The organism is Klebsiella sp. AqSCr, assembly GCF_008452795.1.
GTDB classification, from domain to species: Bacteria; Pseudomonadota; Gammaproteobacteria; order Enterobacterales; family Enterobacteriaceae; genus Klebsiella; species Klebsiella pneumoniae.
The window spans coordinates 173535-187206 of the sequence record NZ_MJDM01000004.1 but is presented as its reverse complement, the minus strand read 5'-3'; the positions used below and the strand labels follow the sequence as shown (position 1 = coordinate 187206).

The following is a 13672-nucleotide window of genomic DNA, read 5'->3' as shown; positions in this document are numbered from 1 at the left end:
GCGCCCGTTTTTTTGCCGGGACAAGAAAAGCCCGCCGGAAGGGTGACGTGTATCACCATATGCGCTAGCATGAAGTCCTCACACTTCGGAGCGCGTATGGGCCTGTTAAACCGGATAAAAATGCTGTGGCGAGCCGCCGTCGGCTCGTCTTATTCCTGGCCTGCGATGGATATCGTCCTGCCCGGCGAACGCTATTTGCACCTCGTCGGCAGTATCCATATGGGCACCCGCGACATGGCGCCGCCGCCGGCGAAGCTTCTGAAAAAAATACGCCAGGCCGATGCGTTAATCGTCGAGGCCGATATCAGCGGCAATGAAACCCCGTTTAGCAATCTCCCCACTTACCCACCGCTGGCGGAACGCCTGAGCGATGCGCAGCTGAGCGAGCTAGAGGCGCTAACCGGCGAGCTGGGCCTGTCGGTCGGGCTGTTCGACAGCCAGCCGCTGTGGCAGGTGGCGATGGTCCTGCAGGCCACCCAGGCGCAGAAGCTGGGGCTGCGACCGGATTACGGCATCGATTATCAGTTGCTGATGGCCGCCCGCGAGAGCAACATAGCGGTGATGGAGCTGGAAGGCGCCGACAGCCAAATCGCGCTGTTGCGCGATCTGCCCGACGGGGGGATGGCGCTGCTGGAGGATACGCTGACCCACTGGCGCACCAACGCCCGTTTACTGCAGGTCATGATCGGCTGGTGGCTGGAGCAACCGCCGTCGCGCGGCGCGGTATCGCTGCCGACGACCTTTAGCCAGTCTTTATATGATGTGCTGATGCACCAGCGCAACCTCGCCTGGCGCGAGACGCTGCTGGCCTTGCCGCCGGGGCGCTACGTGGTTGCCGTTGGCGCGCTGCACCTGTATGGCGAAGGGAATCTGCCGGATATGCTGACATAAAAAAAATGGCCAATATTGCTATTGGCCCGTCAAAGAGGAATTTCATCATTATTATTATCCCGGGATTTGCATCCCGGATCGTCTGATTGTCGCTCAAAGTGACCATCACTGCCAACACTATTGCGCAAGATGGTACTATTTTTTAGACAACCTGCGGGCGTATTCTGACGTCACGCAAAACCGGTTGGTAAGAAGGATAGCTATGACTCCCGCCGTTAAATTACTCGAAAAAAACAAAATTTCCTTTCAGATCCACAGTTACGATCACGATCCCAATGAGACCAACTTCGGAGATGAAGTGGTGCGCAAGCTCGGCCTCAATGCCGACCAGGTTTACAAGACCTTGCTGGTCGCCGTGAACGGCGATATGAAGCATCTGGCGGTGGCCGTCACTCCGGTCGCCGGGCAGCTGGATTTGAAGAAAGTGGCGAAAGCGCTGGGCGCTAAGAAAGTCGACATGGCCGACCCGATGGTGGCGCAGCGTATCACCGGCTATCTGGTGGGCGGCATCAGTCCGCTGGGGCAGAAGAAGCGCCTGCCGACGGTGATTGACGCCCCGGCGCAGGAATTTGCCACCATCTATATTTCCGGCGGCAAACGCGGGCTGGATATTGAGCTGGCGGCCAGCGATCTGGCGCAGCTTCTCGATGCGAAGTTCGCCGATATCGCCCGCCGCGATTGATAAAACGATCCCGGATAGCGGCGCACGCGTCTTATCCGGGATACCCAACTTGTAGCCCCGGTAAGCGTAGCGCCACCGGGGAAATAGCCAACCTGAAGCCCAGGCTTACTGCCAGCTCACCTCGCCTTTCGGCTCATAGGCGGCGGCATCCAGCGGCGAGTTCTTCTCGATATACTCTTTCAGCACTTCGGCATCGATAAAGCCGGTATTCACATACCCAGGTTTATCGGCGATGTTCGGATAGCCATCGCCGCCGGTGGCGTTAAAGCTCAGCGTCGCCATCCGATAGGTCTTCGCCGGATCCACCGGTTCGCCTTTGATTTTCAGATCGTTCAGCTTACCGTCTTTGGCCACGAAACTGACGTTGGCAAACTGCGGATAAGCGCCGGAATCCGGCTTCATCTGCGCGACGGCGGTCAGGTAATCCACTACCTCCTTGCCGTTCATATCGACATAGGTCAGCACATTGCCGAACGGCTGGACCTTCATCACATCTTTGTAGGTGATATCCCCCGCCTCAATGGAGTCGCGGATCCCGCCGCCGCTCATCACCGCGAAATCCGCGTTGCTGCGCGCCATTTGCGCCGCCAGCAGCAGGTGGCCCATATTGGTCTGCACAAAGCGCACTTTACTGCGGTCGCCCTCCAGATGACCATTCACGCTGCCGATTTTGACCTGCAGCTGCGCCTTGCCTTTGTTCTGGAACGGCGTCAGCAGCGACATCATCTGCGGGTTCTCGGCGATCTGCGGCGTATACAGCACCCGCTCGCTTTGGCCGTTATCGTAAGTCACTTTTTTCTTCAGGTTGACCGGGATCAGCTGATAGTGCACCAGCTTCAGCTCGCCGTTACGGAACTCAAAATCGGCGCGGCCGACGTATTTGCCCCACTCATGCGCCTGGACGATCCAGATGCCGTTCTGACGATCCGGAGCGCACGGGGTGCCTGGCACATAATCGACCTGCTTTTTATTTTCCGCCGCCATGCATACCGGATCCTGCGAGTGACCGCCGACGATCATCGCCAGCGATCCCGCAGGTAAACTCCGCGCCATTTCAACATCGCCCGGCGCATTAGAGCCGTGGTTGCCATTGTCGTAATGGCCCATATGGGTGGTGGCCAGGATCACGTCCGGCTTTTCATTCTGCTGCAGCTCCTGGATAACCAGCTTCGCCTCTTCCGCCGGTTTGCGGAATTCAATATCGGTGAAATATTCCGGATTGCCAATCTTGGCCGTATCGTCGGTGGTTAAGCCAATCACCGCGATTTTCAGCCCACCGCGCTTAAACAACGCCCAGGGTTTGAACAGCCGTTCGCCGGTGCTTTTCTGATAAATATTGGCCGACAGGAACGGGAACTTAGCCCACTTTTCCTGCTGGCGCAGTACGCTCAGCGGATTATCGAATTCATGGTTACCCACCGCCATCGCGTCGTAGCCGATCAGGTTCATGCCGCGAAAATCGGGCTCTGCATCCTGTAAATCAGACTCCGGTACGCCGGTATTAATATCGCCGCCGGATAACAGCAGGACGCTTCCCCCTTCCGCCGCCACCTCTTTCCGGATGCCATCGACCAGCGTTTTCTGCGCCGCCAGGCCATATTCGCCGTAGTCATTGCGCCAGAAATGGCCGTGGTGATCGTTGGTGTGCAGGATGGTAATTTTATAGGTTTTATCCTGCTCATAGGCCTGTGCCGACAGGCTGCCCAGCGATAAAGCGGCGAATAGCGCCAGCGCTACGCTGTGTTTGAAATAATGCATGCTTCACTCCCTGACTTAATCCCAAGTGCCGAAAGTATAGCGAGTTAGTCGCGTTGACAAATATGTTTTCAGAATTGCGACTTCCTTCAAACCTTATCAGCAGGTATGTTAGTTGGATAATAATTCTACCTGCATCCTCTATACGCCTTCGCGTTGTATGGCATTGCGTCAGCCCGTTCGTCATATTTCCCATGCAGTAGCCGGGAAAATCAGGGCAGTCGCCATGGCGGACAAAAGACGAAAGCTATATAAAAAAGTGACGTGAACCTATGGCAATCAATCAGACCGCTCAACCCTTGTCCGGCCCCGCTGCGCCGCCGCAAAAAGCACGCACCTCGTTTGGCATCTTAGGCGCGATCAGCCTGTCCCATTTGCTTAACGATATGATCCAGTCGCTTATTCTCGCTATCTACCCGCTGCTGCAGGCGGAGTTCTCCCTTACCTTCGTGCAGATCGGCATGATCACCCTGACCTTCCAGCTCACCTCATCGCTATTCCAGCCGGTGATTGGCTACATCACCGATAAACGCTCGATGCCGTGGTCGCTGCCGGTGGGCATGTGCTTCACCCTCTGCGGTTTGATTCTCCTCGCGCTGGCCGGTAGCTTCGGCATGGTGCTGCTGGCCGCCGCGCTGGTAGGTACCGGCTCCTCGGTTTTCCATCCGGAATCGTCCCGCGTAGCGCGGATGGCCTCCGGCGGCCGTCACGGCCTGGCCCAGTCGCTGTTCCAGGTGGGCGGCAACTTCGGCAGCTCGCTTGGCCCATTGCTGGCGGCGGTGATCATCGCCCCGTACGGCAAAGGCAACGTCGCCTGGTTTGTGCTGGCCGCTCTGTTGGCTATTGTCGTGCTGTCGCAAATCAGCCGCTGGTATGCCGCGCAGCATCGAATGAATAAGGGCAAACCGAAACCGGCCATCGTTAATCCGCTGCCGCGCAAGAAGGTCATTCTGGCGGTAGGCATTCTGCTGATGCTGATTTTCTCGAAATATTTCTATATGGCGAGCATTAGCAGCTATTACACCTTTTATCTGATGCATAAATTCGGCTTAACGGTGCAAAACGCCCAGCTTCATCTGTTTGCCTTCCTGTTCGCAGTGGCTGCCGGGACGGTGATTGGCGGGCCTGTTGGCGATAAAATTGGGCGTAAGTATGTGATTTGGGGTTCTATCCTCGGCGTAGCGCCTTTCACCCTTGTTTTACCCTACGCCAGCCTTGAATGGACGGGGATTTTAACGGTGATCATTGGTTTTATCCTCGCCTCGGCCTTTTCCGCTATTCTGGTCTATGCGCAGGAACTGCTGCCGGGACGCATCGGCATGGTTTCTGGCCTGTTTTTCGGCTTCGCCTTTGGCATGGGCGGCCTTGGCGCCGCGGTGTTAGGCCTGCTGGCGGACCATACCAGCATCGATCTGGTTTATAAAATCTGCGCCTTCCTGCCGCTGCTGGGATTCCTGACGATATTCCTTCCTGATAACCGGCAAAAAGCCTGATTATTCGGCGGCCAAAGTGCAACCCTGGCCGCCGTTAACCCTTGTGTCATCAGCCTGTTCCACGATTTCCCCCCGCCATTTTCCCTTCTGTGCCTTTTCATCGGCTAATTGCATTTTTTTGCACAACTCAAGAATTATTCATAAACAAAGTGAACGTTTTTGTCATAAACTATTACCCGGACAGGGTAGCAAAATGGACCGATACACCACTGGAAAGGAGACGGAATGCACCACGCAACACCGCTTATCACCACCATTGTCGGCGGCCTCGTGCTCGCCTTTATTCTCGGCATGATTGCCAATAAGCTACGTATTTCTCCTCTGGTGGGATATCTCTTAGCGGGCGTGCTGGCCGGACCTTTCACCCCTGGCTTTGTTGCTGACACCAAACTGGCTCCGGAACTGGCGGAACTTGGCGTCATTCTGCTGATGTTCGGCGTCGGGCTGCATTTCTCACTTAAAGACCTGATGGCGGTAAAATCGATCGCCATCCCCGGGGCTATCGCCCAGATAGCCGTGGCGACGCTGCTGGGTATGGCGCTCTCCGCCGCCCTCGGCTGGTCGCTGATGACCGGCATCGTCTTTGGCCTGTGCCTCTCCACCGCCAGTACCGTAGTGCTGCTGCGCGCGCTGGAGGAACGACAACTGATTGACAGCCAGCGCGGGCAAATCGCCATCGGCTGGCTGATTGTGGAAGACCTGGTGATGGTCCTGACGCTGGTCCTGCTGCCGGCGATTGCCGGTATGGCGGAGAAAGGCAACGTCGGCTTCGCGTCCCTGGCCCTCGACCTCGGGATCACCATTGGCAAAGTGGTGGCCTTTATCGCCATTATGATGCTGGTCGGCCGCCGGCTGGTGCCGTGGATCATGTCGCGCAGCGCCGCCACCGGCTCACGCGAGCTGTTCACTCTGTCGGTGCTGGCCCTGGCGCTGGGCATCGCCTTCGGCGCCGTGGAGCTGTTTGATGTCTCTTTTGCCCTCGGCGCCTTCTTTGCCGGCATGGTGCTTAACGAATCCGAGCTCAGCCACCGCGCCGCCCATGACACCCTGCCGCTGCGCGACGCCTTCGCGGTGCTGTTCTTCGTCTCCGTCGGCATGCTGTTTGACCCGATGGTGCTGGTCCAACAGCCGCTGGCGGTGCTGGCGACGCTGGCGATTATTATCTTTGGTAAATCCGCAGCCGCCTTTTTCCTTGTGCGGATGTTTGGCCACTCGCCGCGCACCGCGCTGACCATCGCCGCCAGCCTGGCGCAGATTGGCGAGTTTGCCTTTATTCTCGCCGGCCTGGGAATGGCGCTTAACCTGCTGCCGCAGGCCGGACAAAATCTGGTGCTGGCCGGGGCGATCATCTCAATTATGCTCAACCCGGTGCTGTTTACCCTGCTGGAAAAATATCTCGATAAAACCGAAACCCTCGACGAGCAGACGCTGGAAGAGGTCCTGGAAGACGAGAAGCAGGTGCCGGTCGATATCTGCAACCACGCGCTGTTGGTCGGCTTCGGCCGCGTCGGCAGCCTGCTGGGCGAGAAGCTGATGGCCCAGGGGATCCCGCTGGTGGTGGTTGAAACCTCGCGCACCCGCGTGGATGAGCTACGCGAGCGCGGGATCAGCGCGGTGCTCGGCAATGCCGCCAATGAAGAGATCATGGAGCTGGCGCATCTCGATTGCGCCCGTTGGCTGCTGCTGACAATCCCTAACGGCTACGAGGCCGGAGAGATTGTCGCTTCCGCACGGGAAAAATGTCCGAATATCGAGATTATCGCCCGCGCCCATTATGATGACGAAGTGGACTACATTATCGATCGCGGAGCCAATCAGGTGGTGATGGGCGAACGGGAAATTGCCCGCGCCATGCTACGGCTTCTGGAAACGCCACCGGCCGGCGAAGTGGTCACCGGCTGATGTACTGCCCTCTCCCCGCCGGGAGAGGGACGCGCTTACCGATCCCAGTACGCCTCTTCCAGGCTGTCCTCACGCTCCGGCAGGCCGCGGGTTAAACGCGGCGAGTGCTGGTTCAGCACCTGATAGCTCACGCGGTTGGCATATTTACACACCTGCGCCAGCGAGGAATAGGTCAGCCATTTGCATTTGTGCTTGCTGGAGTTGGGGACGTTATTGCGGTGGTAGTTATTGGCGGTGATGTCATGCAGCAGCGCCGCCAGCGCGCCGTCGCCTGCGCCGTTGGTGTTCATGATCTTCTCGGGGCCGCCCATATAGGGAGCGATATGGGAATATATGCGCAGCGGATTAACGCAATCCTGGTGACGCATCGCGCGGCTGAATTCAAACTGGTTAAACTCCGGGATCGCCCCCGGCAGCAGCGGATGCTGGGTTTTCCGCTTCGCCTCTTCTTCGGTGAAGCCCGCCATATACAGGCCCGCCGGGCCGGCGGTGCACAGCACCAGGTCGACCCAGTCCAGCGCCTTATTCGCCGCTGACAGCGGATCGGCAAAGCCGGTCAGCGCTTCCCCTTCCTCTTCGTTCATTGCCAGAATAGAGACATGCTCCTGCAGGAACTCCTGCCACCACGCCGGGTTATCGGCAATCACGTATTTGGTTCCGAGGGTTAACACCACCGGCACATCGTGCTTTTTGGCATACTCAATAGCCTTCATCGTGGCGTCCGGCATCGGCTCGCCCGACTTGCAGCGGACCAGGTAAGAGGTCAGCACCAGCGCCGAGGCGCCGGCGATCACCGCTTCCGGAATGCTTTCCGGACGCAGCTTGTTCATGTGGCCCGGGCTGATGGCGAAGGTGCGCTCGCCGCTGTCACCGATCAGGGTAAAGCAGCGGCCAATGGCGCCGTCGACGCCCTGCAGATAGTTCAGATCGGTGCGGCTGGAGGTATTGCACAGGTAACGATAGGCGTAGCCGCCGATTTCGATATTGCTGCACATCACGCCAAGCAGCACCGAGCGATCGTCCGCCAGCACCGAGTAGTTGTGCATGGTATTGCCGATGGTGCCGCCGGCAAACTGATGGGTAATGAGATTGTTGCGCACCAGCTCCTGGTACAGCGCCTCGGCGACGTCATCTTCAATCACCAGCGAATGGCCCGCGCTCAGGCCGTAGCGCACGATAAACGCCTCATCCACTTTCGCTTCGATATCCACCAGCGTCTGGTCGATACCGACCACCCAGGAGACGCTGGATTCATTCTCCGGCTGAATTTGCTGCAGCAGCGGATCGCGGGCGTTAACGGGAAAATAGTGTTTAGATTTGCGTTTACCGGGAAATTTCATAGTGGCGCTTAAATAACAGGGAACAAGCGGGAAATAGTAGCATATTCCCCGCCCTGCGCGCGATCAGCGATAAGGCGCCGTCAGATTGACCATCATCTCAATATGCGCTGCGTCCGCATTAAGCGCCGGAATATATTCATATTGCTTGCCGCCTGCTTCGAGGAATATTTCCCGGTTCTGGACGGCGATTTCTTCCAGCGTTTCGAGACAGTCGGCGGCAAACCCCGGGCACAGCACCTGAATATGCTTCGTCCCTTTCTCGCCGAGCATCTTTAGCGTTTCATCGGTGTACGGGGTCAGCCAGGGTTCCCGGCCAAAGCGCGACTGGAAAGTCATCATCACCCGCTCCGGCGGCAGCCCCAGCGCGGAAACCAGTTCCCGCGTCGTATCGCGACAGCGCTGAGGATAATCATCGCCCTGGTTGGCATAGCGCTGCGGGATCCCATGATAGGAGAGCAGCAGCAGATCCGGTTCCCCATGCACCGCGAAGGAAGCGCGCACGCTGGCCGCCAGCGCATGGATATAGTCCGGATGTTCGGCATAGTCGCGAATAAACGAGATACCCGGAATGGCGCGCTTTTTCGCCAGAATCCGCGCCAGTTCGTCCCAGACGGCGGCCACCGTCGAGCAGGAATATTGCGGATACAGCGGCAGCACCACGATGTGCTCCACCCCCTGCGCCAGTAAGTCATCCACCGCGCTGGCCAGTGACGGTGAACCATAGCTCATGCCCAGCGCCACCGGGGTATCCGGCAGCCTGGCAGCCAGCGCCTGCTGCTGGCGACGACTATACACCATCAGCGGCGATCCCTCTTCCATCCACACGGACTGATAGAGCTTCGCCACGCGCGCGGAGCGAATCGGCAGTATGACGCCGCGCAGCAGCGGCCACCATAGCAGACGAGACGTATCCACCACCCGTTTGTCGCTGAGGAATTGTCGCAGATAGCGCTTCACCGCCCCGGGGGTGGGCGCATCGGGAGTGCCTAAATTGGCCAGCAAGATACCTGTTTTCGTCTGATGCATTACCGCCTCTTAACCATTTGAATCGCAGCCAATTGTAGCTGAAATGGCGCTAAACGGAACCAATCATAGCAAAAGGTAGAAATGAGAGGAGTTCTCATCCTGCCGCAGCAGGATGAGAAAAGGCTTTATCAGCCGAGGATTTTTTCCAGTTCGGCGCGCACGTCAGCTACCGCTTTGGTGCCGTCGACTTTGGCGTATTTGGTGTTGCCCGCCTGCGCTTCTTTGGTGTAGTAGCCGATCAGCGGCGCTGTCATCTGATGGTATTCTACCAGACGCTTACGCACGGTCTCTTCCTGATCGTCTTTACGGGTGGTCAGCTCTTCGCCGGTCACGTCGTCTTTGCCTTCCACCTTCGGCGGATTGAATTTGATGTGGTATACGCGACCGGATGCCGCATGGACGCGACGGCCAACGATGCGGTCGACGATCAGTTCGTCCGGCACGTCGAATTCCAGCACGTAATCAACGGTAATGCCCGCCTCTTTCATGGCGTCAGCCTGCGGAATGGTCCGCGGGAAGCCGTCCAGCAGGAAGCCGTTACGGCAATCTTCCTGGGCGATACGCTCTTTCACCAGCGCGATGACCAGCTCATCGGTCACCAGCTTGCCTGCGTCCATAATGTCTTTCGCTTGCTTACCGAGCTCAGAGCCGGATTTTACCGCCGCGCGCAGCATATCGCCGGTGGAGATTTGCGGAATACCGTATTTCTCCATGATGAACTGAGCCTGAGTTCCTTTACCCGCGCCCGGAGCGCCAAGCAGAATAATACGCATTACGAAAATCCCCTCAAAAGTCGATTCAATTTTTCAAAAACGCTAAACCATACCACCAGAACGGCGATGGCTCAAGGAAGGCGGTGCGGCTGAAACGGTTAATGGTGAGATATTTTATGCAATCCAATGTGAAATGCCCCGCCTGAGCACATCGCTCAGACGGGGCATTTATCCCGTTCCCGGCGTCGCGTCGCTCTGCCGGGCTACTCGTTCAGGTTCGCGTCAGGAAGCCAGCAGCTGGTTCATACGGCGGATAAACTGGTTCGGATCTTCCAGCGTGCCGCGCTCGGCCAGCAGCGCCTGATCCAGCAGCAGTTCCACCCATTCGCCGAACTGCGCGTCGTCCTGGGTATCGGCCGCGCGTTTCACCAGCTGATGCGCCGGGTTCAGTTCGAAGATGTATTTCACTTCCGGCGCCGCTTGGCCCGCTGCCGCGAACAGCTTCGCCATCTGAGTGCTCATCTCGTCGGCGTCGGTGGTGACAATCGCCGGGGTGTCGGTCAGACGATGGGTCAGACGCACCTCTTTCACCCGGTCGCCAAGCAGGTTTTTCACCCGCTCAACGAACGGCTCCAGCGCTTTTTCGGCTTCTTTGGTGGACTCGTCTACTTCATCCGCCAGCTTGTCCAGCGACTCGTCGGCTTTAGCGACAGACTGGAACGCTTTGCCGTCGAACTCAGTCAGGTAGCTCATCATCCACTCGTCGATGCGATCGGAGAGCAGCAGCACTTCGATCCCTTTCTTACGCAGCAGCTCGAGGTGCGGGCTGCTCTTCGCCGCCGCATAGCTGTCGGCTGTGATGTAGTAGATCTTCTCCTGACCTTCTTTCATGCGTGAGACATACTCTTCCAGCGATACGGTCTGCGCGGAGGAGTCGGTATGGGTGGTTGCGAAACGCAGCAGTTTGGCGATCGCTTCCTGGTTGCTCGGATCTTCCGCCGGGCCCTCTTTCAGCACCAGGCCGAACTGTTTCCAGAAGGTTTGGTATTTTTCAGCGTCGTCTTTCGCCAGCTTATCCAGCATCTGCAGCGCGCGTTTGGTCAGCGCAGTGCGCAGGTTGCGGGTCACGCTGCTGTCCTGCAGGATTTCACGGGAGACGTTCAGCGGCAGATCGTTGGAATCGATCAGGCCGCGCACGAAGCGCAGGTAGTTCGGCATAAACTGCTCGGCGTCGTCCATGATGAACACACGCTGGACGTACAGCTTCAGGCCGTGTTTATGATCGCGGTTCCACATATCCCACGGCGCCTGCGACGGGATATACAGCAGGCTGGTGTACTCCTGCTTACCTTCCACGCGGTTATGGCTCCAGGTCAGCGGGTCGCTGTAGTCGTGAGCGATATGCTTATAAAACTCTTTGTATTCGTCGTCGTTAACTTCGGATTTGCTGCGGGTCCACAGGGCCTGCGCCTTGTTGATTTTTTCCCACGAAATCACGGTTTCGCCGTCTTTCTCTTCCCGTTTTTCAATCTCAACCGGCAGCGCGATATGGTCGGAATACTTGCTGATGATAGAGCGCACGCGCCAGTCGTTGAGGAAATCATCTTCGCCTTCGCGCAGATGCAGGGTGATTTCGGTGCCGCGATCGGCTTTGGTGATATCAGCTACGGTATATTCGCCTTCGCCGGCGGACTCCCAGAACACGCCGTTTTCCGGCTTGTCGCCCGCCGCACGGGTACGCACGGTCACTTTGTCCGCCACGATGAAGGCCGAATAGAAGCCGACGCCGAACTGACCGATCAGCTGGCTATCCTTCGCCTGGTCGGAACCCATCGATTCGAGGAACGCTTTGGTGCCGGATTTGGCGATGGTGCCGAGATGGTCGATAACCTCTTCCCGGTTCATACCGATACCGTTATCGGCGATGGTCAGGGTGCGGTTGTCTTTATCAAACGAAACCCGCACGCGCAGCTCGCCGTCTCCCTCATACAAATCCGGCTGCGACAGCGCGCGGAAACGCAGCTTATCGGCCGCATCAGAGGCGTTGGAAATCAGCTCACGCAGAAAGATTTCTTTGTTGGAATAGAGGGAATGGATCATCAGGTGCAGAAGCTGCTTTACTTCTGACTGAAAACCACGAGTTTCTTGTCCTTTCATCTGATTCAACCTCAACAATGCCATTTTAAATGGGTAAAAAACCGTTGAGTGGGAGATGGGGACAGCGGGGAAATTTTTCAAGCGGAGGCGGCAAAGGCCGCCTCCATTTGTTCAGAAAGTAATCTTGTGGCGACCGGCCAGGGAGTGGGACAGCGTGGTGCCGTCGACCATCTCCAGCTCGCCGCCCACCGGCACGCCGTGGGCGATTCGGCTGGCGTCGACGCCATACTGCGCGCACAGCTCCGCGATGTAGTTGGCCGTCGCCTCGCCCTCAACGGTCGGGTTGGTGGCGAGGATCACCTCGGTGATCGACTCCGCCTCCAGCCGTTGCTCCAGGCGATCGAGCCCGATGTCATCAGGCCCGATGCCGTCGAGCGGCGACAGGTGCCCCATCAGCACGAAGTAGCGGCCGGAATACTGCCCGGTCTGCTCAATGGCATAGATGTCCGCCGGACTCTCTACCACGCAGATCTGGCCGTTTTCCTGGCGACGCGGGTTGCTGCAGATATTGCACACCTCCTGCTCGGTGAAGGTGCGGCAATCGGCGCAGTGGCCGATCTCCGACATCGCACGCGTCAGCGCCTGCGCCAGGCGCATCCCGCCGCTGCGATCGCGCTGCAGCAGGGTAAACGCCATGCGCTGCGCTGACTTCGGGCCGACGCCCGGCAGACAGCGCAGCGCTTCCATAAGCTGAGTTAACAGCGGGCTAGTTTGCATCAGAACGGCATCTTGAAGCCTGGCGGCAGTTGCATACCGGCAGAAACGGAAGCCATCTTCTCTTTCTGGGTCTCTTCGATACGGCGCGCGGCGTCGTTGAACGCGGCAGCCACCAGGTCTTCGAGCATCTCTTTGTCGTCTTCCAGCAGGCTTGGGTCGATCTCCACACGGCGGCAGTTGTGCGCGCCGTTAATGGTCACTTTCACCAGACCCGCGCCGGATTCGCCGGTTACTTCCAGCTGAGCGATCTCTTCCTGCATCTTCTGCATTTTCTCTTGCATCTGCTGGGCCTGCTTCATCAGGTTACCCAGGCCGCCTTTTCCACCAAACATAGGCTTCTCTCTCAGTCATCGTTAAAGGTACTGAATGCCAGACAGACTGGCATTCAAATGGGGCGAATACTCTCTTCATCCAGATCGGCGTCGAAGAAACGACGCAGGGTCTGAATGTTATTATCCGCGATAATGGCTTCGCGCGCCTGCGCGAGCTTCTCTTCATAAATAGCCTGCCGCCACTCCAGCGGCGTACGCATCGCGGGATTATCGTCTTCCACGATGGTCAATTCAACCGGCGTACCGTACAACACCCCCAGCGCTTCAGCCAGCTTTTGCTGCGCGCTGGCGGAATTGAGGTGGCGCTGGCTGGGACGCAGATGCAGACAGACGCGGCTGCCCTCCTGCTCTTTCCACGCGTTGAGCGCCACCTGCTCGACCAGCTTCGGTACCGCCAGCTGGCTCACTTCCGCCGCCCAGCTGTCGCGCTCGACCGCTTCTTCGGCGAGCTTGGCCGCCAGCTCCGGCGTCTTCTCATGCTCCAGCGCCTTTTTCAGCGCTTTGGGCGTGGCGACTTCGACTTTGGTCTCTTCCACCACCGTCGTCGCCTTCCAGCGATAGGCCTCTTTCTTCGCCGGGGCCTGCTCCAGCGCGGCCGCGGCCGGACGAGCCTGGACGCGCTCGGTAATCGAACTCAGTCGCTCCAGCGCAGCGTTATTCACCG

Annotated in this window: 12 protein-coding genes; 4 read left to right on the top strand and 8 right to left on the bottom strand. The window is 58.1% G+C overall.

The annotated features are described in order from the left end of the window. The first annotated feature begins 96 nt into the window (after positions 1–96). Both BHE81_RS03475 and ybaK read left to right on the top strand, forming a co-directional pair. Entirely contained in the window at positions 97–891 is a 795-nt protein-coding gene (locus BHE81_RS03475) for a TraB/GumN family protein (RefSeq protein WP_023342964.1), read from the top strand. 202 nt (positions 892–1093) lie between these two features. After that, the gene (gene ybaK, locus BHE81_RS03470) at positions 1094–1573 is read left to right on the top strand and encodes a Cys-tRNA(Pro)/Cys-tRNA(Cys) deacylase YbaK (protein WP_002892205.1); all 480 of its coding nucleotides are present in this window, start codon (positions 1094–1096) and stop codon (positions 1571–1573) included. A 105-nt stretch (positions 1574–1678) separates the two neighbouring features. On the opposite strand, the gene ushA is transcribed toward ybaK, so the two are convergent. Then, a complete protein-coding gene (ushA, locus tag BHE81_RS03465; RefSeq protein WP_023342965.1) occupies positions 1679–3331 on the bottom strand; it encodes a bifunctional UDP-sugar hydrolase/5'-nucleotidase UshA in 1653 nt (550 codons plus the stop codon). Between the two features lie 269 nt (positions 3332–3600). Here ushA and BHE81_RS03460 point away from each other — a divergent pair, with 269 nt between their 5' ends. Both BHE81_RS03460 and ybaL read left to right on the top strand, forming a co-directional pair. Then, on the top strand, positions 3601–4821 hold the full coding sequence (locus BHE81_RS03460) for an MFS transporter (protein ID WP_004147385.1): 1221 nt from the start codon (positions 3601–3603) through the stop codon (positions 4819–4821). A gap of 225 nt (positions 4822–5046) precedes the next feature. Then, positions 5047–6723: a YbaL family putative K(+) efflux transporter gene (gene ybaL / locus BHE81_RS03455; RefSeq protein ID WP_002892195.1), complete on the top strand. Its 1677-nt coding sequence runs from the start codon at positions 5047–5049 to the stop codon at positions 6721–6723. 35 nt (positions 6724–6758) lie between these two features. On the opposite strand, the gene BHE81_RS03450 is transcribed toward ybaL, so the two are convergent. From BHE81_RS03450 to BHE81_RS28540, 7 genes are all read right to left on the bottom strand, one after another. Further along, on the bottom strand, positions 6759–8063 hold the full coding sequence (locus BHE81_RS03450) for an inosine/guanosine kinase (RefSeq protein WP_023342967.1): 1305 nt from the start codon (positions 8061–8063) through the stop codon (positions 6759–6761). A 63-nt stretch (positions 8064–8126) separates the two neighbouring features. Continuing rightward, complete coding sequence (hemH, locus tag BHE81_RS03445) at positions 8127–9089, bottom strand: ferrochelatase (protein ID WP_023342968.1); 963 nt, start codon at positions 9087–9089, stop codon at positions 8127–8129. A 128-nt stretch (positions 9090–9217) separates the two neighbouring features. Further along, the gene (gene adk, locus BHE81_RS03440; RefSeq protein WP_002892184.1) at positions 9218–9862 is read right to left on the bottom strand and encodes an adenylate kinase; all 645 of its coding nucleotides are present in this window, start codon (positions 9860–9862) and stop codon (positions 9218–9220) included. A gap of 222 nt (positions 9863–10084) precedes the next feature. Further along, positions 10085–11959, bottom strand: coding sequence for a molecular chaperone HtpG (gene htpG, locus BHE81_RS03435; protein ID WP_004177228.1), 1875 nt, complete (start codon positions 11957–11959; stop codon positions 10085–10087). 111 nt (positions 11960–12070) lie between these two features. Next, the gene (recR, locus tag BHE81_RS03430) at positions 12071–12676 is read right to left on the bottom strand and encodes a recombination mediator RecR (protein WP_002892177.1); all 606 of its coding nucleotides are present in this window, start codon (positions 12674–12676) and stop codon (positions 12071–12073) included. After that, entirely contained in the window at positions 12676–13008 is a 333-nt protein-coding gene (locus BHE81_RS03425; RefSeq protein ID WP_002892173.1) for a YbaB/EbfC family nucleoid-associated protein, read from the bottom strand. Before BHE81_RS03425 ends, recR begins: the two co-directional genes overlap by 1 nt. Before the next feature lie 53 nt (positions 13009–13061). Beyond that, a partial coding sequence (locus tag BHE81_RS28540) for a DNA polymerase III subunit gamma/tau C-terminal domain-containing protein (protein WP_323126089.1) occupies positions 13062–13672 on the bottom strand: 611 nt, incomplete at its 5' end.

What these genes read in the sequence shown, in the direction of transcription:
- ybaL (WP_002892195.1), top strand. Translation starts at nt 5,047, where the DNA reads ATGCACCACGCAACACCGCTTATCACCACCATTGTCGGCGGCCTCGTG.
- BHE81_RS03475 (WP_023342964.1), top strand. Translation starts at nt 97, where the DNA reads ATGGGCCTGTTAAACCGGATAAAAATGCTGTGGCGAGCCGCCGTCGGC.
- adk (WP_002892184.1), bottom strand. Translation starts at nt 9,862, where the DNA reads ATGCGTATTATTCTGCTTGGCGCTCCGGGCGCGGGTAAAGGAACTCAG.
- hemH (WP_023342968.1), bottom strand. Translation starts at nt 9,089, where the DNA reads ATGCATCAGACGAAAACAGGTATCTTGCTGGCCAATTTAGGCACTCCC.
- recR (WP_002892177.1), bottom strand. Translation starts at nt 12,676, where the DNA reads ATGCAAACTAGCCCGCTGTTAACTCAGCTTATGGAAGCGCTGCGCTGT.
- ushA (WP_023342965.1), bottom strand. Translation starts at nt 3,331, where the DNA reads ATGCATTATTTCAAACACAGCGTAGCGCTGGCGCTATTCGCCGCTTTA.
- BHE81_RS03450 (WP_023342967.1), bottom strand. Translation starts at nt 8,063, where the DNA reads ATGAAATTTCCCGGTAAACGCAAATCTAAACACTATTTTCCCGTTAAC.
- BHE81_RS03425 (WP_002892173.1), bottom strand. Translation starts at nt 13,008, where the DNA reads ATGTTTGGTGGAAAAGGCGGCCTGGGTAACCTGATGAAGCAGGCCCAG.
- htpG (WP_004177228.1), bottom strand. Translation starts at nt 11,959, where the DNA reads ATGAAAGGACAAGAAACTCGTGGTTTTCAGTCAGAAGTAAAGCAGCTT.
- ybaK (WP_002892205.1), top strand. Translation starts at nt 1,094, where the DNA reads ATGACTCCCGCCGTTAAATTACTCGAAAAAAACAAAATTTCCTTTCAG.
- BHE81_RS03460 (WP_004147385.1), top strand. Translation starts at nt 3,601, where the DNA reads ATGGCAATCAATCAGACCGCTCAACCCTTGTCCGGCCCCGCTGCGCCG.